Here is a 20,995-nt window from a genome sequence, read left to right as displayed (position 1 = left end):
GTCGGTGGGTGGTCTGTGAGCACGATCTGATCAGTCGTCAGCCGTGGTGTCGCTCGATTGGTCCTCGAACTCGAGGGAGACGTAGTCGGCGGGGTCGGTCGAGAGCCCCGCTTCGTCGAGTTTCTCCCAGACGGTGTCGGGCGTCATCGGCATCTCGACGTGGGTGATGCCGGCATGGCTCATCGCGTCGACGACAGCGTTGACGATCGCCGGCGGCGAGCCAACCGTTGGCGACTCGCCGACCCCTTTCGCCCCGATCGGGTGGTGGGGCGACGGCGTCACGGTGTGGCCCGTCTCGAAGTTCGGGATCTCCATCGACGTCGGCAGCAGATAGTTCATGAAGTCACCGCCGGTGACGTTGCCGTTGTCGTCGAAGGTGACGTGCTCTAACATCGCCGTCCCGATTCCCTGGGCGAGTCCGCCGTGGATCTGGCCCTCGATGATCATCGGGTTGATGCGGTTGCCACAGTCGTCGACGGCGACGAACTTCTCGAACTCGACCTCGCCGGTCTCGCGGTCGACTTCCACGACGACGATGTAGGAGCCGAACGGATACGTCATTTCCGGTGGGTCGTAGTAGTTGACCGCCTCGAGGCCCGGCTCTTCGCTCGAGGGATGGTTCATGTACGCGCCAGCGGCGATCTCGGTGATCGTGATCGATCGATCCGGTGCGCCAGCGACGTGGAACTCGCCAGTTTCTCGGTCCCAGGTGATGTCTTCTTCGGCGGCCTCGAGTTCGTTCGCGGCGATGGCTTTGGCCTTCTCGCGCACTTTGCGCGAGGCGACGGCGGCCGCCGCGCCGGCGACGGGCGTACTTCGGGAGCCGTAGGTCCCGAGGCCGTACGGATCGGTGTCGGTGTCGCCGTGTTCGACGGTGATGTCGTCGACGTCCATGCCGAGTTCCTCGGCGACGATCTGGGCGAACGTGGTCTCGTGACCCTGTCCCTGCGTCTGGACGCCGACCCGAACCGTCGCGTTGCCGGTCGGGTGGACCCGGATCTCGGCGGAGTCGAACATCTCGACGCCCGCGATGTCGCAGGTCTTGCCGGGGCCAGCGCCGACGACTTCGGTGAACGAGGAGATCCCGATGCCGAGCAGTGTGTCGGCGTCCTCGTCGATCCGGCGCTGTTGTTCCTCGCGGTAGTGGTCGTAGTCGGCCATCTCGAGGGCTTTGTCCAGTGCCCCCTCGTAGTCACCCGAGTCGTAGTTCCACCCGGTCGGACTCTCGTAGGGGAACTGCTCGGGCTGGATGAAGTTCTTCCGGCGGATCTCGGCGGGGTCCATCCCGAGTTCGTCCGCGAGGACTTTCACCATCCGCTCGATGAGGTAGACGGCTTCCGTGACGCGGAACGAACACCGGTAGGCGACGCCGCCGGGTGCGGTGTTGGTGTAGGCCGCGGTCAGCGAGCCATATGCCGTGTCGATATCGTACGACCCCGTGAAGATGTTGAAGAACCCGGCGGGGAACTTCGACGGCTGGGCGACGGCATTGTACGCGCCGTGGTCTGCGAGCACGTCGGTTCGAACCGCCAGAATCTCGCCGTCGTCGGTCGCGGCAAGTTCGCCCGTCATGTCGTAGTCACGGGCGAAGCCGGTCGACTGGATGTTCTCCGAGCGTTCTTCGACCCACTTCACTGGCTGTTCTAAGACGTACGACGCTGCGGCGGCGACGACGTAGCCGGGATAGATCGGCACCTTGTTGCCAAAGCCACCTCCAACGTCCGGGCTGACGATCCGGATCTTGTGTTCGGGGATGCCCGAGACCTGTGCGAACAGGGTTCGGTGGATGTGGGGTGCCTGCGAGGTCATGTGGACGGTCAGCTTGTCCTTGCCGGGGTCGTAGTCGCCGAGTGCGCCACAGGTCTCGATCGGCGCGGGATGCAGGCGCTGGTAGAGCATCTGCTCTTTGACCGTGACGTCGGCCTCCTCGAAGACCTCGGCGGTGGCCTCCTCGTCACCCGTCTCCCAGTCGAGACAGTGGTTGTCTTCTTGGCCCTCGATGTCGTCTCTGATCAGCGGTGCGTCGTCCTCGAGTGACTCCTCGGCGTCGACGACCGGCTCGAGTACGTCGTAGTCGACGACGACCTTCTGTGCGCCGTCTTTGGCCGTGTACCGATCGGTCGCGATGACGGCGGCGACCTCCTGGGACTGGAACTTGACTTTGTCGTTGACAAGGACGTCCTGGGTGTCGGCCATCAGCGTCGGCATCGTCGCGAGATCGTACTCGCGCAAGTCGTCCGCGGTGAGGACGGCGACGACGCCGTCGACGTCCAGCGCTCGAGATTTGTCGATGTTCTCGATGCGGGCGTGGGCGTGTGGACTGCGAACGATCTCGCAGTGAAGCATGTCCGGCTTCTTGATGTCGTCGACGTAGTTGCCACGCCCCGTGATGAAGCGCTGGTCTTCCTTTCGTTTGACGTCCTCGCCCATCCCGCCGCGGCCGTGGCCGCAGTGTTTTTCGGGCTGGGGGCCGCCGTCTTCCGCCTCCGCGAACCGCTCTGAATCACTGCTCATCTGTGTTCACCGCCTTCGGTGGCGTCGTGATCGCGATCGGTCGACGGGCCGCCACAGCAGTTCGCTGCGCCGCAGTCGAACTCGCCGTCGAACGTCGATGCCGCGGTCGTGCCGCCGTCGGCAGCCGCGACCTCCTCGAGTTCCTCCGCGGCGTACTCAATCGAGCGCACGATGTTCTGGTAGCCGGTACACCGACAGAGGTTGCCGCTGATTGCCTCGCGGATCTCCGCCTCGCTCGGGTCCGGGTTCTCGTCGAGCAACGCCTTCCCGGACATCAGCATGCCGGGCGTACAGTAGCCACACTGCAGGCCGTGTTCCTCGCGGAAGCCTTCCTGCAGCGGATGCAAGTCACCGCGCGCTTCGGGCAGTTCCTCCATCCCTTCGACGGTCATGAGGTCGCTCCCGTCGGCTTGCGTCGCGAACATGAGACAGGACTTGACTGGCTCCCCGTCTTTGAGGACTGTACAGGCCCCGCAGTTGCCGGTGTCACAGCCGATGTGCGTGCCGGTCATGTCCAACTCCTCCCTGATCGCGTGCACCAGCAGTTGGCGCGGTTCGACGTCGATCGTGTGTTCAGTGCCGTTGACCGTCAGCGTGATCTCTCGTGTGTTCGTCACTGTGATACCCTCCGTTTGACGAGTCCGGCGCGTTCGGCGGCGTCGCCGAGTGCGCGCTGGGTGAGGACGTTTACCATTCGTTCTTTGTAGCCCGCGTCACCGTGTTCGTCGGATTCCGGGTTCGACTGTTCGGCTGCCAACTCGCCAGCACGTTTGAACAGCTCGCTGCTCGGCCGTTCGCCCTCGAGGTGCTCCTCGGCGTCGGTCGCCCGGACGTTCGTGATGTCGACAGCGGTCAGCCCGATGCCGGCCTGCTCGATCCGGCCCTCGTCGTCGAGGACGAGCCGTGCGGCCGAGCCGGCCATCGCGTAGTCGCCCACCTTCCGTTTCAGTTTGTGATAGGCGCTGCCCTCTCGAGGCGCGGGTGTCGGTACCCGAATTTCGGTGAGGAGTTCGTTCTCGTCGAGAGTCGTATCGTACGGCAGCAAGAAGAACTCATCAGCCGGAATCACTCGCTCGCCGTCGGGCCCCTGTGCGACGACCTCGCCCTCGTGGGCGAGTAAGACGCTGCCCCAGTCGCCTTTCGGGTCCGCCTGTGCGATAGAGCCCGCGACTGTCCCCCGGTTTCGAATCTGTGGGTCCGCGACCAGCGGTGCCGTGTCGGCGAAGCTCCCGTAGTTCTCGGCGACCAGTTTGGAGTGTTCGACGTCCGCGTGACGGGCGAGCGCGCCGATTTTGAGCCAGCCGTCGTCTTCCTCGAGGTAGTCGAGGCTCTCGATGCGGTTGATATCGATGATCGTCTCCGGCACCGCAAGCCGGAACCGGAGCATCGGGACCATACTCTGTCCGCCGGAGAGGATCGCCCGGTCGTCTAAGCTCTCGAGCAGGCTGACAGCCTCTTCGACGGTCTTGGGTTCGTGCTGTTCGAACTGTGCTGGTTTCATAACATCCCGCGGATTCGATCCGTGATGCTCGAATCCGTCTCTTCGACGTCTGACATCTGTTGTTCGATGTTACTGAAGAAGTTGCCCACGATCTTGTTCGCGACGGGCTTGATCACCCGCGAGCCGAGCTGGGCGATCCGACCCGAGATGTCGGCCTCGGTCCACCACTCGATGCGCGACCCCTCGCCGTCCTCGAGCGAGTGGATCTGCATCCCCGACTCCATGCTGAAGCTGCTCCCGCTTGCGGTGCCGCTGCCGGTTGCGGTCATGATGAAGTCGTCGTGGTCGCGTTCGTCGATCGTTACTGAGGTCTCGAAGCGGGGCTTGACGCTGCCGACGCCGACTTGCATCAACGCCGCGTACTCCTGCCCTTCTTTAAACGCGCGTGCGGCGACGTCTTCCGGGTCGGCTTCGGGCAGTGTTTCGACGTCCTCTTCGGGTTCGTAGTCGTCGAAACCGAAGTCGTCGTCCATCGGCGTGATGTACTGACAGCCCTTCAGCGCGTTTCGGACGGCAATGGGGTCTGAGAGCACGACCCACGCTTTCTCCGGCGGGACGTCCTCGAGTTCGAATTCGCCACTGAACTCCATCATACCCACCCGTTTCGTCGCCGCCGTGGCTGTGTCTCGATCGATCTCATCTTTTATAACCCTGCACTATGTGCATACTATTTACCACACTCTATGATTTCCCATAGCACACAAATAAACATTAGTGTTTCTCGAATATCATATCTGAAAATAGGGTTTTAAAATGACAGGTATTGACTCACATGGAGGTGCCGATCTGATCGACGTCGATGCGGCTGTCGACCGCGTTCGGGCGCTCCGAACGGCGTGGCTGTCACGACTCGAGACGGCGCACGTCCCCCTCGACGACCTCGCCGGGCGAACCCTCGCCGAACCGATTTCGGCCCCGGTCGACGTCCCCGTTCAGAGCCACGCGACGATGGACGGCTTCGCGTTCGATGCGACCGACGAATACCCCCTCGAGGTCGTCGAGACGCCGGTGTTTCCCGAAGACGAGCCAGCCCCACTCGAGGGCGGTACGGCGGTTCGGATCGCCACCGGCTCGCCGCTGCCGCCGTCGGCGAACGCGGTGCTCAAACGCGAGGAGGCGACGGTCGAAAACGGCCAGCTCACGGGCCCCGACCTCGAGCCCGGAACGTACGTCTACGAGCGCGGGAGTAACGTCGCGGAGGGCGAAAGGCTGTTCGATGCGGGCGAGCGACTCGGCGCGAAGGACGCGCTGTTGCTCGGCGACCTCGAAATCGAGACGGTTCCCGTCACCGAGCGTCTCTCGGTCGGTCTGCTGGCGACCGGGACGGAGATCCACGAAGGTCGCCACCGAGACCTCGACTCGCCGATGCTCGCCGGCCTCGTGCGCTCGTGGGGTCACGAGGCGACGTACGAGGGATCGGTTCCCGACATCGACGACCGGGTCGAAGAACGGATCGCCGAGTTGGCCGACGCGTACGACGTCGTCATCACGACCGGCGGCACCAGCGTCGGCGACAAAGATTACGTCATCCGTTCGCTCGATGCCCTCGGCGACGTGCTGTTCCACCGGGTGCGACTCCGACCGGGAAAACCCATCGCGGTCGCGGAACTGCCCGACCACGACGCCGTGGCGTTTGCCATTCCGGGCAAACCCATCGGTGCCCATCTGGTAACGGCGCTCGTCGCCCGCCCGTTCTTTACCGGCGAGACGGCGCTGCCGACCGTCGCCGCGCGGATGGCTCGAAACGTCGATATTTCCACTGCCGGCTTCACCTACGGCATCCCCGTCACGCTCGAGGACGGCGTCGCGATGCCACTGGGCCACGTCGACTCGCCGCTGTCGGTCTACGAGGAGACGTTCGATCCGAGCGTGCTCTCCTCGAGTACGCGCGCGAGTCAGGCCGATGGGGTCGTCATCACGACGGACGGCGTCGCCGCCGACGAACAGGTCCGAGTCGTGCCGTACCCCGTGCTGGAGCGATGAACAAGCGCGAGCCCACCGACGAGCCAGCCGTCGCCGGGGTGATCCTCGCCGCCGGCACGAGCAGCCGCTACGGCGGTGAGAACAAACTGCTGGCGACGCTCGAGGGAGAGCCAATCGTCCGTCACGCCGCCCGAACGCTCGTTCACAGCAGCGTCGACCCGGTCGTCGTCGTCCTCGGCCACGAGGCCGATCGTGTGCAGGCCGCACTCGAGGGGCTGGCGGTCGACCCAGTCGTCAACGAGGCCTACGACACCGGGCAGGCGTCGTCGCTTCGGGCCGGCATCGAGGCCGTCTGCGATCGCGGCGACGTCGATGCCGTCCTCGTCGCGCTCGGCGATATGCCCTTCGTCGCACCCGAGACGATCGAGACGCTCGTGTCGGCGTACGCCGCCGGCGCTGGCGAGGCCCTCGCCGCGGCGTTCGATGGGGACCGCGGCAACCCGGTGGTGTTCGATGCGCGCTTTTTCGACGCGCTCACTGACGTCGACGGCGACATCGGGGGTCGGGAAATCTTCCTCGAGAGTGACTCGAGTGCGCTCATCGAGGTCGACGACGCTGGCGTTCGTCGCGATATCGACGTTCCCGACGATCTCTAATCAATCGCGTCGTCGGGACTACTCGTCGTCGCGTTTTCTGACGACGATCTGTCCGTCTTCGACGTGCCACTCGACTCGGTCGCCCGCACCGACATCGAGGAAGTTCCGGACCGGTTTCGGCACGGTTGTCAAGTTCTTCGAGGAAATCTTCGTATCCGTAAGCGTACCCATTGCCACAGTGTACTGTCGTAGTCAATACATAGTTTACGCTATGGAACCCGTCTCAGCCGCTCGAGTGCCACCGATGGGCACCGCCGTCGGACGCCTTGGAGTAGTCGAGGTCGAAGCGGCCGGATTCGATGAGGACCGGCCCCGGAACGTACCGCTCACCGGTCTCGCCGACCGGCTCGAGGAGTCGCCGGTCGGCCATCGTCGACAGGACGTCTCGAACGGTCCGTTCGTATCCGGCGGGGAGGTTTGCCTCGTCCATTACGCCGTCGACGGTGACCTGTCCCCGCAGAAATGCCAGCCGGATGGCTGACACCCATGCGGGTTCACGCTTCGTTTCCCGACACATGAGGGGTAGTCGAACGGAGCGATGTTATAGTTTCTGACGACCGTCGTCTCGTGCTGATCTGTCGGTGAAAAACAACGAACGGATCGATCACTGATGGAGCGGTTTCTCCGCCATCTCCTTGCGGAGGTCGGCGAGCGTCGACCGTGAGACGTCCCCTTCGAACGTCTGGAGGAGGGCGTACACTTCCGACCGAGAGACCTTGACATCGCCCTCACGGATGACGTCTTCCGGCCGCTCGCGGAGTTCACGCATCGTTCCGACCGCAAGCAGATACGGAATCGCCCACGCCGAGAGTCGGTTGCCGTGGGTCTCGGGGACGACTTCGAGATAGCGATGGGCGTCGTCGAGATAGGTCTCTGCCCGTCCGGTGACGCGTTTGATGACGTTCGTCACGCCGCCGTGGTTGTCCGCGTCGGTGACCTGCTCAACGTCGACGTCTTCCGCCTCGAGCCATTCGGCTGGCAGATAGACGTTGTTCTCGTCGTGGTAATCCGACTCGACGTCTTTGGCGATGTTGACCAGTTGTAACAACAGCGCAAACGAGCGGGCGTTCTCCCGCATCTCTTCGGCACGGTTCGGGGAGGCCCCCCGGGCGACCAGCCCCGTGATGAGCGTCCCGACGGTGCCTGCAGCGTACCAGCAGTACTCCTCGAGTTCCTCGAGCGTCTGCAGGCGCAGTCCGCCTTCGTCGGCATAGCGGCTCGTGAACATCGCCATCCCATCGACGAGTTCCCGGACGGGCTCGCGCATGATCTCCCGTGGCTCTTCGTCGAGTGATTCGAACGTTCGCAGTACGCGTGGCGTCTCGGCGACGACGTTCCAATCCTCAGAGCGCTCGTCAGGAATCCATGGCTCGAGGTCGTCCATAAACGCCGAGACCGACTGGTCCGTTTCCGGATCGAGTAACTGGTCGTACGTCGTGAGCAACTCGGTCTGTGTGTCCGGCGGGATGTGTCCCGCGTCTTCGATCGTGTCTGCGACACGACAGAGGAGGTATCCGATACAGATGTGTCTCGCCATCGGCTCCTCGAGCCGATCGATAGTGATCGAGAAAGTCCGCGAGACGCCGTGAACCGCGTCATAACACCACTCCAGATCGGCGTCAGTTGTGAATTCGGGCTGGCCCGTGGTCATCTACTCGTTTTCGCTTTGTTCCCATCCCGGAAAAATACCCCGGTCCCGGCGGGATATTCCATTTCCGGGCGGTCACACCGCGGTCGCGGTTCCGTCGTCCAGTAAACGGTTCACCCGTTGCCCATTGGTTCCGAGACCTGTCAATTCACTGTCCAAAGTCGGGACGATCGAGAGCCGTCTGTACCCATTCGGCGTGGTCTCGAAGCCGTTGTTCGCCACCGTCCGTGAGCGCGTACACGTCGTGTATCCCGTCCGTTCGTTTCTCGACGAAGCCCGACTCGACCAGCGCCGACAGCGAGCCGTAGAACGCCTTCGGCTCGAGGTGGTCGTCGTAGTGAGACTCGAGGCGCGATTTCAGCTGCTGCCCGCGCAGTTCGCCGTCGGCTGCGCCGGCAAGCAACACACAAATGTCGCGGCGGCGGCCGCTCTGGAGCCACTTGCTCATACGACGACTTGGTCTGGAGGCCGCTCGAGCGTTACGGTTTCTCCCCGTCACGACGACGCAGTCGCTGTCGCGAGGACTCGATACCCCTCGAGGAGGAGCGTCCAGACGAGGCCACCGAGCATCGCGACGCCGAGTACCAGCGTCGCACCGATCTCGAGCGAGACGGCACCGCTCGCGTGGCGCTCGTGCCGAAAGAGGAGCCAGCTGCTGCTCGGGTCGCCGATCACGACGGTCCCCGAGCCGACGGCGAGCGAGACCAGCACCCAGCCGAGAACTGCAATCGAGAGCGTCGAGAGCGTGCCGACCGCCCCGGCGACGACCGTCGAGATGAGGCGTGCTCCCGGAAGGCGGCTGTGATCGTGATCGCTCGAGCCGTAGATGCCAAAGCCCTGTACGTCGGTATCGGGAAGGGGCGCGACGCGAACGTCGGCGGGATACTGCACGAGGACGGCAGCCATCCAGAGGTCACCGATCGAGCCGGCGGCGTTGGCCGCAAGCGGGACGATCAATAACGGTGTCGGATAGACGGCCATCACTCCAAGACCGACGGACGTGATGCCCACGAACGGTGCCAGCAGGGCAACGAGCAACTGGTTTCGCGTGTAGCTTGCAGTCTGGGTCCTCGCGTAGGCGTACGGGAAGAGGAAATGCGAGACGCCGACACCGTATGCCGGGGTGCCGCCGTAGCGGGCCATGAATACGCCGTGTAGCAGTTCATGAAACACGACGACGAGCGCGATCAGCACACCCGAGATCACGAGCCACCCGGCGACAGCCGATGGCGCGAACGGTGAGATAACGATCGGTTCGAACGTGGTTCCTCGAATCACGGCGAGGACGTATCCGAACGCGTAGGCGAAGGCGAACCAGCCGACCACGGCGGCGACGAGCCACTGGATCGCAACTGACCGAGTCTGGCGAAACGTCGCGATCTGTCGTGCCGTCCTCCGTGACTCCGTCTGGCCCACGACCATACCCTCTCGAGGAACGAAAAAATCGGTATCGGTTCCGGCCTCGAGGTCGACAGTGCTGTGACACTCGTGGCATGCCGGAATCGATAGCTTCCCGGTCATCGATCCGTGAGTATCGGCCATGACCGACGACCGAACGGCCGAGGCCAACGGCATCACGGCGAACTACGACGAAACCGAGACCGAACGCCTCCTCGAGTTTGCGGCGACCGGCGAGGGGGCGGCGCGAGCCGGGACCACCGCCACAATCGCCCAGAATCGTGACGGGTACGCGATGTTGAAGGTTCGCCCGACAGCCGACGGCGACGAACTCGAGCGGTACTACGGGTTCGAGATGGCCTTAGATCACGCCGCGGAGTTGCTGGGGGTCTCCCAGCACGAACTGCCGATCCCGACCGCTGCCGAAGATTTGGGTATGTAGCGTCGACAGCTACGGGCAGTAGACACCACGTTAGCACGGTGACATCGACTGATCCGTGTCGTCTGCGATCAGGTCTACAATGACTGCAGTGGCTACTGTAACGGCCACGACATTCGTGGCGAACCCGGTGGTATTTCGACCACTCCAGCGCTGGCTCCTCACACTACCCCCGCTTTCTGACGATAATACTGTGTATTAAACCAATCTACTACTTCATAGTACTGCTCAGTGATACTACCCGTTGGTCGTATTGCCTTCGTGCATTCTATGTCGTTTGTGTACATACCTCGGTCAAATTTATATGACCGTTTGTTGCCATCTGCCATGGATGATGTCCACGAACACACAACAGTTCTCTGTTCCAGACGATCTCACGGCACCGCAGACCAAACTCGTCTATCTCTCCCTCCGTGTGATGGAGGAAGCGACCGTGACGGAACTTCAGGACCTGTTAGCGCTCCCGAAACTGACGCTACTGTCCGTCCTCGAGTCACTCGTCTCGAGCGGATTTGCACGACGGACGGAGGGTGGCTATGCCAGCCAATAACGCGCCTGTGACGGCGTCGCCGACCGTTGATCTCGACTCGGAGGCCTCTCTTCGAATCGACTGCTACGTGCGATCGACGGTTCCGCCGACCGTCACCGGAACGATCAACGATGTCGTCGACCGGCTACAGCGACTCGCCGAGGCCGGGCGGATCGACAGCTATCGGACTACGCACTGGCCACCGGCGTGTCACACCGTCGAGCCGACACCGACAGCCGATGCCCGTCCGGAAACACGCGCCGACCTCGTCGGTGAGTTCGAGCGCTGGGCTGCACGACATGGTCACTCACTCGAGCCGGCGTTCCGTCGTCGCGAGATTCAGCAGACGCCGTTTGGACTCGGCTGTGACGAGCCGCGTGAGCAACTGCGGGTTCCGTTCGTCTCACTTGCGATCTACGAGACCGACGATGAGACGGCCGACGAGACACTCCGCGGTGTACTTCCGTATACGGAACAGCCACAGACCGGCGACGAACGGACGTACACCGTCGACGACTGGCTGTCTACGGTTGAACCGACCGCTACCCGGCGTCTGTCGGCCGAGCAGCCAACGCGACTGGAGAGCCACCAATGAGCACAGTGACGCCCACGAAACCGGCCGCGTTGGAACTGCCGCCACGACAACCGCTTTCGGGACGGACGTGTCTGGTGACCGGTGCCTCTCGCGGAATCGGCCGTGGCATCGCTCGTGAACTGGGCCGCTACGGTGCGACCGTCATCATCAACTACCGCTCCTCGGAGGCCGAAGCACAGGCAGTCGCCGACGCGATCACCGACAGCGACGCCGACGGCACAGGCCATCCGGCTCGGGCCGACGTCACTGACCGAGCCGCCGTCGACGCGATGAGCGACGCCGTTCACGACGAGTTCGGTCCGATCGACGTGCTGGTCAACAACGCCGGGATCACATCCGACTGTACGTTCGCCAACATGAGCGCCGACGAGTGGCATCGCGTCTTCGACGTTTCGCTCCACGGGACGTTCAACTGCACCAAAGCGTTTTATGACGACTTCGAGGCCGTCGATGCCGGCCGAATCATCAACATCTCGAGCGTGATCGGCAAACAGGGCAACGTCGGCCAGGCCAACTACGCCGCGGCCAAAAGCGGCCTCTTCGGCTTTACCCGCTCGCTCGCCCTCGAGTTGGCGGGCACCGGCACGACGGCGAACTGTATCGCCCCCGGCTTTACGCGCACGGAGATGGTCGACGCCATCCCGGACGGGATTCAGGACGACCTGCGCGCAGACATCCCGCTCGAGCGCTTCGCAACTGTTGAGGAAATCGCCAGTCTCGTCCAGTATCTCGCGAGCGAGCAGTCCGGCTACATCACCGGCGAAGTGATCGACGTCAACGGCGGCATCGACCTCTAACGTCCGGTCGCTCTCCGGACGGTGTCGTCGATGTGTGAGTTCGCTCTGACTCGAGCCGCTCGTTGTTTGATGCGGTTTCCTGGAGTCACTGCCCGCCGATCGCCAGCACGGGTCGGCAATCGGCGAGCCATCGACTGACGACTGAAGCGAGCTCGTCACACCGACCACCCCCAGTTTGTGACGAGAATCGCGCGACGTAACAGGGGCGCAACCCGTTGCCCGTTGGGATCAGATTCTACCACCGTCTGTGAAACGGACGAAAGTGCCGAAACAACGGATAGCGAACGCTGTCCGGAGGAAGTAGTATTGGTTGAGAACCGAGCCGTTTGCGAGTGGGCGCTACAGGATTTGAACCCGTGGCAACTTGGTCCGAAGCCAAGCACTCTGTCCAGACTGAGCTAAGCGCCCTCATCATCACGTTTCTTGCCACCCGGTATAAGTCACTCGATTCGGAGCGCTTTCGACACTATCCAGCACACCACACGTCCCTCGAGTGGTTCCATCGGTTTCCACTTCTCAGTCGGTGAAAATTATCACACGGGGTCTTTATGATGTGTGTCCAACGCATGGATGTCAATGACGGTGAACGAGACCCCGGTTTCCGACGATAGCTGGTCTGTAGATGCACCGCTCGAGTTGCTCACCGACGACGAAAACGAGGTCTGGACTGCCGTCCCCGCCGATGCCACCGGCGACGAGCGGGTCTCTAGGTGGCTCTCGGTCGATGCCGATACGCTCTGTGATCTCGAGGCGTGGCGCTAACGCCGGACAGTTCTCGCGGAGGTCTGGTCGCTCCACGCGCGATCGCCGTTTCTCGTTCGTCGAGTAGCCCCGTCTCGGGATGCGTTCTGACTGTGGACCGGACCGTTTAACCAGCCCGACTGAGCACTCCCGTGCATGACAGCGGGTGAGACGATTCGTGGGTTGCTCGAGTTGACGCGGCCGATAAACGTGGTTGCAGCGAGTGTCTTGACGTTTATTGGGGCGTTCGTTGCCGGTGGTGTCACTGCCGAGCCGCTTGCGGTGATCGCAGCGATCGTTGCGACAGGGTGTGCAGTCGGTGCCGGGAACGCGATCAACGACTATTTCGATCGAGAGATCGACCGGATCAACCAGCCCGAACGGGCGATCCCTCGTGGAGCGGTGAGTCCACGCGGCGCGCTCGGCTTTAGTCTCGTGCTCTTCGTCGGTGCTGTTGCCCTCGCCATCACGCTTCCGGTGGTCGCCATCGCTATTGCAGCGATCAATCTCATTGCGCTGGTGGCGTACACTGAGTTCTTCAAGGGACTGCCCGGGGTAGGGAACGCGCTCGTCGCCTATCTCGTCGGGAGTACCTTTCTCTTTGGGGCTGCGGCTGTGGGAAACGTGGGTCCCGCCGTCGTGTTGTTCGTTCTCTCGGCGATTGCGACGCTGACTCGAGAGATCATCAAGGACGTCGAAGACATCACGGGCGACCGTGAGGAGGGGTTGAACACGCTCCCGATCGCGATCGGCGAGCGACGTGCGCTCCAGGTCGCGGCTGGACTACTCGTCGTAGGTGTCATCGCGAGTCCGGTCCCGTACTTCCTCGAGTATTTCGGGAGTGCGTACCTTCTGGTGGTGATTCCCGCGGACGCAGTGATGCTATATGCGGCGCTCGAGAGTTTCGACGATCCGACGGCTGGCCAGTCACACCTCAAGTATGGCATGTTTCTCGCTGCGCTGGCGTTTATTATCGGTCGGCTCTCAGTCATCGTCCCAGCGGCTCTCTAACCCGGATCTATTCCGGACCAAACAGGTGTGTTGTTGCTGGTAATTGCTATTGTTGGTAGCTGCACAATCAAAAGTAATATAAGCTGGTTGCCGTAGTTTCATACTACACGCTAGAGTAGCCAACGTACGTCGCAGCAGCATCGGTATGGCTGCAGGGGAATGTGAGTATCTGGTATGTATGACCTCGCAGATGTCCTACCGGACACCGAAATCGATCCCGGGACGAACCTGCTCATCGCAGGCCCGCCACTGACAGGGAAACGCCGGATGGCGTTCGATATCCTCGCGAGCGGTGCCAACCGCGGTGACGGCGCAATCGTCGTGACGACCAAAGACAGCGCCAACAAGGTTCTCGGGTCGATTACCGACTCGGTCACCCCCGGCGTTGAGCCACATATCGGTGTCGTCGACTGTGTGACCAAACAGCGCGGGATCGGCTCCATCGAGGAAGACCCGCGGATCAAGTACGCTTCGTCACCCGTCGATATGACCGGCATCGGGATCAAACTCTCCGAGTTTCTCCAGGAGTTTTATGAAGGACGTGGCGTGACCGAGAATCGGGTCCTGTTGTACTCCGTTTCGACGCTGCTCATGTACTCGGATCTCCAGACTGTGTTCCGGTTTCTCCACGTCTTTACCGGACGCATTCAGAGTGCAGACGCGATGGGTGTCTATATCATCGACTCGACGTCACACGACGACCAGACGATGAACACGCTCAAACAGCTGTTCGACGCCGTTATCGAACTCTCAGAAGGCAGTGACGACAACGGGCCACAGATCCGGACGGCCGGATTCTCGACCTGACTGTGGGCCTCCCACAGGCAGCGTACTGATTCTCACTCGAGACGACGCTCGTCGCTGACCTCGGTTCCGTTGGTACGAGACACCACGACAGCGCGAGCTTACTCGGCTGTCATCTCGTCTGTCTCGGAGTCGGTGGCAGCGTCGGCGTCTTCGTCGCTCGCTTCGCTCTCGGCCTCGAGTTCTGCCTCGTCGATTGCTGCCTCTGCGAGGATCTCTTCGCCATCGAGTCCCTGTTCTTCAGCGATCGCAAGCAAGAGGGCACGCTGTTCTGTGAGCTGATGGTCCATTCGGTTGACCGTCTCGTGGGTCTCGTCCATCTCCTCTTCGAGCCCGATAATCCGCTGTTGGAGCTGTTGTACCTGTTTGTACATCGCTTCGGCGCGGTCGGAGAGGCTCTGAATCTTCTTTGCAGTGCTGCCAAGTCCCATAGGTACGAGATGTGGTGGCTGGATAATGGGCCTTTTCCTCTCTCGCTTGTATATATAGTAACAACTGAAACGATTTACACACGCATCGCACAGCTGTCGTGCGATGCGGTGTGCATTGACTTTCAGTGGCTACTTAGAGCCACTGAAACACGAGCGATTTCCCGTCTCTTTTCGTCTCTCCTCGAGCGACCGTCCCGCTCACTGCTGTCGGTTCCGCAGACGCTCGAGCGATCGAGAGGCGAAAGGCCCTTAAGTTGCACCCTCGTACAGTCGAGTGGATAGGTCGGGCAGTTTGGCCCTGCTCGTTACCCGCGCTATGGTCATCAGCGGGGACCGAACACCGTGGGCGTCCGGTCAGACCGGCCGGAGCCCCGGGAGCCAACATAGAAGCCTCGTCCGTCGGGGACAGCGGTCCACGATGGCCGTCCGCAGGGACGTCCCATCGTGGTTAGCTGGTGACAGCCCATCAGGCGCGGAAGCGAGCAGTGGACCGCCGGACACCTGTCGCTCGACGGGTCGCGGGGTGGAGAAGGCAACCGGGATTCCTCCGATCGGAACGCCGGGCAATCGCGGCTTCCACATTCATACCGATTTTACTCGTGGACAGTCAGTACTCCGAGCGCGGCGTGTCGCGCTCGAGCACCGACAGTACTCACTCGAGTCCGATGAGCGACGCTCGTCGACTGTTGGATCTGACGAGCAACGGTGCTCAGCCTGCGTGTCCAGTGACAGAACCATCGCCTCGAGTGGACAGGTCGATGAGGGCGCTTGCAACCCCACCGGTGTGGTCCGATCCCGCGGTATCGACTAGGTGTTGGTGTGGGTGTGGATTTCGAGTCGATCCTACGGGCACCGCTCGAGGGGACTTGTAGTCGTATTACTCCTCGAGCGTCGAGGTGTTGTTCGTCCGCTGTTGTGCCTGGCGTTTTGCAAAACTCATCCCGCCAGCAAAGCTGAGCGTGCCGACGAGGGCAGTGATTCCGAGTAGCGTTCCGTGACTGACGTGGTGTAGGAGTATTGGTTCCATGGTGAAGCGTCGTCACAACCGTCTCGTCGTTATGTTATAATTGTTTCCAATTTAGCTTGCTGTAGTACAACTCTAGTTGTGTTCTGTCACAAGCGAAGTCACAAAACCCGACTCCCGGACTCGTTTCACGCGATCGCTGTCACTGAACACCGCTCGTGTGAGACGGTCTGCGGTACCGATGTTCCCGGTGCGATCGCCGACAGTTCCCGATCGCACCGGAACTGACGGACAGCAGGCTGTCTGACTGGTAGAGCACACGTGTGTCCCCGATCGCCACCGACGGTCGCGTGACTCGAGTGGCTGTGTCGGTGGCGTCAAAAAGCGAGTCGACAACGAGCGTCGTTACTCGGCCGGCTCGGCCGTCTGTCCGAGTCGCTGTCTGTCTGCAAGCTCGAGGCCACCCTCGAGTGTCCGGACGGGGTAGGGGATGTCGATCCCTTCCTCGTCGAATCGTTTCTTGACCGCGGTGACGTACTCGCCGCGCGTCCGAACGAAGTCGGCACGGGACGGGTTGGCGATCCAGAACCGTGACTGGAGACCGACGTCGGAGTCACCGAGCTCGGTCAGGCGAACGGACGGTGCTGGATCAGTCATGATGTCGGGATGGCGCTCGGCCTCCTCGACGATGATGTCCGTTGCCTGTTCGATATCGTCGTCGTAGCCGATTCCGAAGACGAACTTCAGCCGAAGCTTGTCGGCGTCGACGGGGTTTTTGAGGACGCTGTCGGTCAGCGCCGAGTTCGGCACTGTCAGCAGTTCGTTGTCGAACGTTCGCACACGCGTCACACGAAGACTGATATCTTCGACGACACCCGAATAGGTGCCGTCATCCCACTCGATCCAGTCGCCGATGCGGAACGGTTTGTCGGTGTAGATGAACACACCCGCGACGAAGTTCGCGATGACGTTTTGCATCGCCAGCCCGATCGCGAGTGCTCCGGCTGCAGCGATGCCGGCCATCGACACGAGGAAGTTGCCGTAGTTGGCGAAGCCGAAGGCGATCGCGATCGCAACGAACGCGATACCGAACTTCGTCAGCATCAACAGCGGGTTCTGTGCGTGTTTGTCGAGGTCCCGTTTGTCGAACGCTCGTTTGACGAGTGGCAACACGACCAGTCGACCGATGATCCAGATCGCGACGAACGCGATGACGAACTTGATCGCACTCTCTGCACTCCCGGCGAGTGTCTCATCAAGCCCGGCGTCCGCTAAGGCCTCTCCGATCGCACCGAGTTCCATCGCTTGGAGCAGGACCGAACTACCCCCGACGCTCATCGGTGAAAGACTGCCGTATGGCCGCGGGTATCGATTAGCTCAGCATTCACACGATCAGCGAGATCAGCCGCCTTCTCCTCGGTCGAGCTCCCGGCACGGGCCGCACGGAGGAACTTGACCTTTACGAGCTGTTCGTTCGAAAGCTGGTCGTTGAGTTCGTCGACGACTGCCTCGAGACCGCTCTTGCCGACCCAGACGGTAACGTCGAGGTCATGTGCTTCTCGCTTGAGTTGCTGTGTATCCATGGCCCTCACTAGCGAAGCGAGCCGTTTCAATCTTCCCGATTCGGAATGTCACCCGCGACTCGAGGGAAACGTCCCGTCCCAACGGACCGAATCGACGGCATGCAAGCGGGTCGGAGTCGGTCACTCCTCGTAGGGGTATCGTGCGTGTGCACCGCAGTCACAAGTGATCACGACGTGTCCGTTCTGGAGTCTCACGCGGGCGTTCTGTCCCGGTCGCAGGTACGCATCACAGCGGTCACAGGTGAACCGCCGGAACGTCCGTGGCAGTGTCAGCCGGTTTCGCTCTGCGACGCGACGGGCCAGTCGGACGTAGTACCGCGCTCGATCATCGTCGCCCTCTGTTGCCGCCGCTCGAGCCAACTCGTGGAGGCGCTCGATTCGTTCGGCGGCGATATCCATACTGCACGTTTTTTCGGGTCGCCTATTGCTGTTGTGTTCTCGGAACCGCTGTTGCCCAGTTCTCGATCGGGTCCCTTGATTGCAAACGGCGAGTTTCATGCTAGAAGAGCACACAAATGTGGGCGAGAGGGAAGAAAACGACAACGAAGAACGTTTCGATGGTTCTCTATAGCCAACGACAATGCGCAATATTGTTATAGAGAAACAGCAAAGCTGTATATTAGACTGAATGAACTGTGACACAACCGACCACGTTGACGGTATCGACCGGCGGTCAGTCCTCGCTGCTACCGGGGCAGGGCTGTCGCTCTCGCTGAGCGGGTGTATCGATACCGTCGAAAGTGTCGTCAGCGATGACGAGGACGACCAGCTCTCACTGTCGATCGTCACGGTCCCCGACGATGGCAACAGAGAGACCGTCCGCATCGCACGCCATCTCGAGCGGAACCTCGAGGCGGTCGGTATCGACACCTCCATCGCCTGGCGGTCGCCCTCCGAGTTTCTGGAAATGATCCTGATCGATCACGACTTCGACCTCTACGTCGGTCGCCACCCCGCCGACTACGATCCTGACTTCCTGTACGAGGCCCTCCACTCCGCGTACGCTGACGAAGCCGGCTGGCAGAACCCCTTCCAATACAAACAGCCGACGTTTGTCGACCCGTCCCTCGAGGCACAGCGCCGGGCTGACGGCGACGAACGGCGTCAGCTCCTCAAGCCAGTGTTGCGAGCGCTCGCCGAGGAGAAGCCGTTCGATCCGATCTGTCGTCCCGACGAGTATCGCGTCGCCAACACTCGCTTTGACGGCTGGGGCGACGACCACCCCGCGACCCGTCGTGGTTATCTCGGCCTCGAACCCGAAGACGATGTCGACCGACTGCACGCGCTCGTGACCGACGCACGGCCGAGCCAAAACGTCAACCCGCTTTCGGCGACGATCCGTGAGCGAGGGACGGTCGTCGACTTGCTGTATGACTCCCTTGGGACGCTCGTCGTCACCGAAGACGACGATGGCGTGAGCTACGACGTCGAGCCGTGGCTCGCCCGCGAGTGGGAGTGGGAGCCGACCGACGATGGCCGGATGACGGCGACAGTACACCTCCGAGAGGAGTGTCTGTTCCACGAGAGCGACGAGTACGACAGCCAGCCGGTCACAGCCGAGGACGTCGAGTTCACGTATGCGTTTCTCAACGATACCGCATGGGGCCAATCCGACACCCCATCGCCGGCACCGCGATATCGCGGGCAGGTAAGCGCAGTCGATGACATCGTCCTCGACGAGGACGACCCGTACCAGTTCCAGATCACCGTCGATGCCGGTGCTGAAGTCGGTGATCGTGCACTGACGGTGCCGATCCTCCCGCGACACGTCTGGCGAGCGGAGCTGCAGGATCGAATTAGCGACCTCGATTCCTTCTCGGCACCACAGGGGGACTGGGGGCTCGTCACGACCAGCTCAGTGCCCCCGGTCGGGAGCGGCCCCTTCCAGTTCGAGAGTCAGTCCCAACGGAACTTCCTGCATCTCGAGCGCTTCGACGACCATTTCACACTGCGTGCGGACGTGGCCCTCCCCGAGCCGACCGTCGAGGAACTCCGATTCAGCGTCGATCCCGGCAGTACCTCCTCGGTGTCACGGGTCGAAAGTGGCGACGCAGATCTAACGTCATCGATGCTCGAGGCACACGCGGTCGGTGACATTTCGGATGATTCCGACGCCGTCCGCCTCGAGTCGCCCTCGTGGACGTTCTATCATCTCGGCTTCAACACGAGTGTGTCGCCGTGTAGCGATCCGGAGTTCCGACAGGCGGTGTGCCGGCTGCTCGACAAAGTGTGGATCACCGAGCGGATCTTCTACAACCGTGCAACGCCGCTCTCGAGTCCGGTCGCCGATGACTGGGTTCCCGACGACATCGAGTGGGACGGTGAAGACCCGACCACACCGTTTATCGGGACCGATGGGATGGTAAACGTCGAGGCGGCACGCGCGGTGTTCGAGTCGGCGGGCAACTTTCGGTACGACGATAATGGCCGACTCCGTGTTCGAAACTAATGCTCGTTGAGGTACTGACGAGAGTCGTCCTCGTCGTCGGACTCTTGCTCCCGATTGCCCTTGGGTTGTTCGTCGGGCGAACGCGACTCACGACGACGCGAACGGAGTGGCGCTCCCGAATTCGAGTCGCTGCGCCGGCAATTCTCGTTCTCTCGGTCGTGTTGCTGGCCAGCCGACTGATCCGGTGGGGCGGTGTCGATTCGGACATCGGGTTCCATATGACCGAGACGATTCGTCAGACCGAAGGCGAGTTCGTTCTGCTCTTTTTGCAAGTGGCGACGCCGGAGTTGACGTCGTATCTGACGGCGATCTACATCTACGGCTACACGTTCTTGCTGGTCTTCCCGGTTATCGCGTATTTCGCCCTGTCGGACACCACGATGTTCCGGCGGCTGCTCACTGCGTATGCGTTCAACTACGCGATCGGACTCGTGTTTTACGTACTCGTCATCGCGTACGGTCCGCGCAACGTCTTCGTCGAACAGCTGCTTACGGGGTCAGGATCGTCACCGATGATCTACGAACACAGCGTCGAGTACAGGTATCTGACCCGGGAAGTCAACCAAAACACCAACGTCTTCCCGTCGCTACACACCTCGCTGTCGGCGACGGTCGGCATCTTCGCCTATCTCACTCGCTCGAGCTATCCGAAATGGTTCCCCGTCGCCGGTGTGATCGCCGTTAGCGTCATCATCTCGACGATGTATCTGGGGCTTCACTGGGGGATCGACGTCCTTGCCGGGCTGGTGCTTGCAGTACTCTGTGTCGCACTCTCGTATCAGATCGTCGGGCGCTGGTCGCTCTCGGAGCTGTACGGGCAACTCCTCGAGTCCAAGTGGTTCTGAGACGGAGTGCTGTCCCGATGGCCCGCCGATCGCCAGCACGGGTCGGCGACCGGCGGGCAGTGACTCCAGGGACCCGCATGAGTCGCCGCCGGTCGGACCCTCTACCGAGTCCGAGACCGCGTTCCGGTAGCACAATGTTGTTATATTGCTCCCTGCGAACGGTATCA

At 61.9% G+C, this 20,995-nt stretch carries 25 protein-coding genes, 1 tRNA gene and 1 other RNA gene; 12 read left to right on the top strand and 15 right to left on the bottom strand.

Annotated features, from left to right (window positions below; all coding sequences use genetic code 11):
• Positions 1-30: 30 nt before the first annotated feature.
• Genes C495_RS12295 through C495_RS12280 form a run of 4 tightly spaced genes read right to left on the bottom strand, consistent with a single transcriptional unit; the run spans position 31 to position 4,608 of the window.
• Positions 31-2,514 carry an aerobic carbon-monoxide dehydrogenase large subunit gene (locus C495_RS12295; protein ID WP_008163357.1) on the bottom strand — a complete coding sequence of 828 codons (2,484 nt, stop codon included), beginning with the start codon at positions 2,512-2,514 and terminating at the stop codon, positions 31-33.
• Positions 2,511-3,131 carry a (2Fe-2S)-binding protein gene (locus tag C495_RS12290; protein ID WP_008163354.1) on the bottom strand — a complete coding sequence of 207 codons (621 nt, stop codon included), beginning with the start codon at positions 3,129-3,131 and terminating at the stop codon, positions 2,511-2,513. Before C495_RS12290 ends, C495_RS12295 begins: the two co-directional genes overlap by 4 nt.
• Entirely contained in the window at positions 3,128-4,015 is an 888-nt protein-coding gene (locus C495_RS12285; protein ID WP_008163352.1) for an FAD binding domain-containing protein, read from the bottom strand. The genes C495_RS12290 and C495_RS12285 overlap by 4 nt, the downstream gene beginning before the upstream one ends.
• The gene (locus C495_RS12280) at positions 4,012-4,608 is read right to left on the bottom strand and encodes a CoxG family protein (protein ID WP_008163350.1); all 597 of its coding nucleotides are present in this window, start codon (positions 4,606-4,608) and stop codon (positions 4,012-4,014) included. The genes C495_RS12285 and C495_RS12280 overlap by 4 nt, the downstream gene beginning before the upstream one ends.
• Before the next feature lie 160 nt (positions 4,609-4,768).
• Between C495_RS12280 and C495_RS12275 the strand changes: the two genes are divergently transcribed.
• Both C495_RS12275 and C495_RS12270 read left to right on the top strand, forming a co-directional pair.
• Entirely contained in the window at positions 4,769-5,998 is a 1,230-nt protein-coding gene (locus C495_RS12275) for a molybdopterin molybdotransferase MoeA (RefSeq protein WP_008163348.1), read from the top strand.
• On the top strand, positions 5,995-6,594 hold the full coding sequence (locus C495_RS12270; protein WP_008163347.1) for a nucleotidyltransferase family protein: 600 nt from the start codon (positions 5,995-5,997) through the stop codon (positions 6,592-6,594). Before C495_RS12275 ends, C495_RS12270 begins: the two co-directional genes overlap by 4 nt.
• Positions 6,595-6,612: 18 nt before the next feature.
• Here the strand turns inward: C495_RS12270 and C495_RS17670 are convergent, their stop codons facing one another.
• From C495_RS17670 to C495_RS12250, 5 genes are all read right to left on the bottom strand, one after another.
• The gene (locus C495_RS17670; protein WP_008163345.1) at positions 6,613-6,765 is read right to left on the bottom strand and encodes an AbrB/MazE/SpoVT family DNA-binding domain-containing protein; all 153 of its coding nucleotides are present in this window, start codon (positions 6,763-6,765) and stop codon (positions 6,613-6,615) included.
• 52 nt (positions 6,766-6,817) lie between these two features.
• Positions 6,818-7,111 carry a hypothetical protein gene (locus tag C495_RS12265; RefSeq protein ID WP_049890335.1) on the bottom strand — a complete coding sequence of 98 codons (294 nt, stop codon included), beginning with the start codon at positions 7,109-7,111 and terminating at the stop codon, positions 6,818-6,820.
• Positions 7,112-7,198: 87 nt separating this feature from the next.
• Positions 7,199-8,245: a phytoene/squalene synthase family protein gene (locus tag C495_RS12260; protein ID WP_008163342.1), complete on the bottom strand. Its 1,047-nt coding sequence runs from the start codon at positions 8,243-8,245 to the stop codon at positions 7,199-7,201.
• 145 nt (positions 8,246-8,390) lie between these two features.
• The gene (locus C495_RS12255) at positions 8,391-8,690 is read right to left on the bottom strand and encodes a PadR family transcriptional regulator (RefSeq protein WP_008163341.1); all 300 of its coding nucleotides are present in this window, start codon (positions 8,688-8,690) and stop codon (positions 8,391-8,393) included.
• 47 nt (positions 8,691-8,737) lie between these two features.
• Positions 8,738-9,658 carry a DUF3267 domain-containing protein gene (locus C495_RS12250; RefSeq protein WP_049890336.1) on the bottom strand — a complete coding sequence of 307 codons (921 nt, stop codon included), beginning with the start codon at positions 9,656-9,658 and terminating at the stop codon, positions 8,738-8,740.
• Positions 9,659-9,782: 124 nt separating this feature from the next.
• On the opposite strand from C495_RS12250, the gene C495_RS12245 reads away from it, so the two are divergent.
• The 4 genes from C495_RS12245 (at position 9,783) to C495_RS12230 (ending at position 12,000) form a co-directional block, all read left to right on the top strand.
• A complete protein-coding gene (locus C495_RS12245) occupies positions 9,783-10,082 on the top strand; it encodes a DUF7111 family protein (protein ID WP_008163338.1) in 300 nt (99 codons plus the stop codon).
• A gap of 331 nt (positions 10,083-10,413) precedes the next feature.
• Positions 10,414-10,629 (top strand): MarR family transcriptional regulator, encoded by a 216-nt coding sequence (locus tag C495_RS12240; RefSeq protein ID WP_394295666.1) that lies wholly within the window; start codon positions 10,414-10,416, stop codon positions 10,627-10,629.
• On the top strand, positions 10,616-11,203 hold the full coding sequence (locus tag C495_RS12235) for an HTH domain-containing protein (protein WP_049890334.1): 588 nt from the start codon (positions 10,616-10,618) through the stop codon (positions 11,201-11,203). Before C495_RS12240 ends, C495_RS12235 begins: the two co-directional genes overlap by 14 nt.
• Positions 11,200-12,000, top strand: a complete 801-nt coding sequence (locus tag C495_RS12230; RefSeq protein WP_008163333.1) for a beta-ketoacyl-ACP reductase — start codon at positions 11,200-11,202, stop codon at positions 11,998-12,000. The genes C495_RS12235 and C495_RS12230 overlap by 4 nt, the downstream gene beginning before the upstream one ends.
• Positions 12,001-12,333: 333 nt before the next feature.
• Here C495_RS12230 and C495_RS12225 read toward each other — a convergent pair.
• Positions 12,334-12,408: transfer RNA gene (locus C495_RS12225), tRNA-Arg, on the bottom strand.
• Positions 12,409-12,576: 168 nt separating this feature from the next.
• Between C495_RS12225 and C495_RS12220 the strand changes: the two genes are divergently transcribed.
• The 3 genes from C495_RS12220 (at position 12,577) to C495_RS12210 (ending at position 14,559) form a co-directional block, all read left to right on the top strand.
• Positions 12,577-12,762 (top strand): DUF7511 domain-containing protein, encoded by a 186-nt coding sequence (locus tag C495_RS12220; RefSeq protein WP_008163331.1) that lies wholly within the window; start codon positions 12,577-12,579, stop codon positions 12,760-12,762.
• A 135-nt stretch (positions 12,763-12,897) separates the two neighbouring features.
• Positions 12,898-13,752 carry a geranylgeranylglycerol-phosphate geranylgeranyltransferase gene (locus C495_RS12215; RefSeq protein ID WP_008163330.1) on the top strand — a complete coding sequence of 285 codons (855 nt, stop codon included), beginning with the start codon at positions 12,898-12,900 and terminating at the stop codon, positions 13,750-13,752.
• A 174-nt stretch (positions 13,753-13,926) separates the two neighbouring features.
• Entirely contained in the window at positions 13,927-14,559 is a 633-nt protein-coding gene (locus C495_RS12210) for an RAD55 family ATPase (RefSeq protein WP_008163328.1), read from the top strand.
• Positions 14,560-14,657: 98 nt separating this feature from the next.
• On the opposite strand, the gene C495_RS12205 is transcribed toward C495_RS12210, so the two are convergent.
• Positions 14,658-14,987 (bottom strand): DUF5798 family protein, encoded by a 330-nt coding sequence (locus C495_RS12205; RefSeq protein ID WP_008163327.1) that lies wholly within the window; start codon positions 14,985-14,987, stop codon positions 14,658-14,660.
• Positions 14,988-15,258: 271 nt separating this feature from the next.
• Between C495_RS12205 and ffs the strand changes: the two genes are divergently transcribed.
• Positions 15,259-15,570, top strand: an RNA gene (gene ffs, locus C495_RS17315) — signal recognition particle sRNA.
• A gap of 294 nt (positions 15,571-15,864) precedes the next feature.
• Here ffs and C495_RS17865 read toward each other — a convergent pair.
• The 4 genes from C495_RS17865 to C495_RS12190 all read right to left on the bottom strand — a co-directional run bounded on the left by C495_RS17865 (position 15,865) and on the right by C495_RS12190 (position 17,933).
• A complete protein-coding gene (locus C495_RS17865; protein WP_161605566.1) occupies positions 15,865-16,014 on the bottom strand; it encodes a hypothetical protein in 150 nt (49 codons plus the stop codon).
• Positions 16,015-16,356: 342 nt separating this feature from the next.
• Entirely contained in the window at positions 16,357-17,289 is a 933-nt protein-coding gene (locus C495_RS12200) for a mechanosensitive ion channel family protein (protein ID WP_008163326.1), read from the bottom strand.
• Positions 17,286-17,534: a YhbY family RNA-binding protein gene (locus C495_RS12195; RefSeq protein ID WP_008163324.1), complete on the bottom strand. Its 249-nt coding sequence runs from the start codon at positions 17,532-17,534 to the stop codon at positions 17,286-17,288. Before C495_RS12195 ends, C495_RS12200 begins: the two co-directional genes overlap by 4 nt.
• 120 nt (positions 17,535-17,654) lie before the next feature.
• Positions 17,655-17,933, bottom strand: a complete 279-nt coding sequence (locus C495_RS12190) for a ribonuclease P protein component 4 (RefSeq protein WP_008163322.1) — start codon at positions 17,931-17,933, stop codon at positions 17,655-17,657.
• A gap of 229 nt (positions 17,934-18,162) precedes the next feature.
• Here C495_RS12190 and C495_RS12185 point away from each other — a divergent pair, with 229 nt between their 5' ends.
• Positions 18,163-19,983 carry an ABC transporter substrate-binding protein gene (locus C495_RS12185; RefSeq protein ID WP_008163320.1) on the top strand — a complete coding sequence of 607 codons (1,821 nt, stop codon included), beginning with the start codon at positions 18,163-18,165 and terminating at the stop codon, positions 19,981-19,983.
• Positions 19,983-20,828 carry a phosphatase PAP2 family protein gene (locus tag C495_RS12180; protein WP_008163318.1) on the top strand — a complete coding sequence of 282 codons (846 nt, stop codon included), beginning with the start codon at positions 19,983-19,985 and terminating at the stop codon, positions 20,826-20,828. Before C495_RS12185 ends, C495_RS12180 begins: the two co-directional genes overlap by 1 nt.
• The last annotated feature ends 167 nt before the right edge of the window (positions 20,829-20,995 follow it).

It is taken from the genome of Natronorubrum sulfidifaciens JCM 14089 (assembly GCF_000337735.1).
GTDB lineage: Archaea > Halobacteriota > Halobacteria > Halobacteriales > Natrialbaceae > Natronorubrum > Natronorubrum sulfidifaciens.
The sequence above is the reverse complement of the archived record's forward strand: the minus strand, read 5'-3'. Positions and strand labels throughout refer to the sequence as shown.